The organism is Collinsella sp. TF10-11AT (assembly GCF_003437565.1).
Taxonomy (GTDB): domain Bacteria; phylum Actinomycetota; class Coriobacteriia; order Coriobacteriales; family Coriobacteriaceae; genus Collinsella.
The window spans coordinates 1-513 of the sequence record NZ_QSQW01000037.1 but is presented as its reverse complement, the minus strand read 5'-3'; the positions used below and the strand labels follow the sequence as shown (position 1 = coordinate 513).

The 513-nt window shown below is 75.2% G+C and carries 1 protein-coding gene; it reads right to left on the bottom strand.

Annotated features, from left to right (window positions below; genetic code table 11):
• The coding region (locus tag DXC99_RS10230) for a transposase (RefSeq protein WP_158551701.1) at positions 1-513 on the bottom strand (513 nt) is incomplete at both ends.

Here is a 513-nt window from a genome sequence, read left to right as displayed (position 1 = left end):
CCCCGCGCCCTGCAGGCCCGGTAGTACTCGCCGTAGCGCCCCGACGACCTCACCAGGCTGTTGCACGAGAAGATCAGCAGGGACTTGAGCCTCGCGTCGCCGCGCCTGGACGCCCTGACCGACCTCACCGACGTGCCGGAGCTCCTCACCCTCGGGGCTATGCCGCAGTACGAGGCCAGGTGGTCGTGGTCCGGGAACCTCGCGATGTCGACCGACACCGCGAGCTGCGCCGCGGTCCTCGGGCCGATGCCGGGCACGGTGAGCAGGCACGCGTAGGTCTCGTCGCCCTCGAGCAGCGCCGCCGTCTCGGCCTCGAGGGCCCCGGCCTCGTCGAGGGCCTCCGATATCCGGGCGGCCAGGAACCTGACCTGCCTGTTCTCGGCCTCGACGAGCGCTAACAGCGGGGGCGCGGTGGGGGCGGCCGCGGCCTCCCCGGCGGCCTCGGCCCGCGGGCCCCCGGCCCCGGAGCGGGCGATCCCCCACGCCCCGCCGAACCCGGCGAGCAGCTCCAGC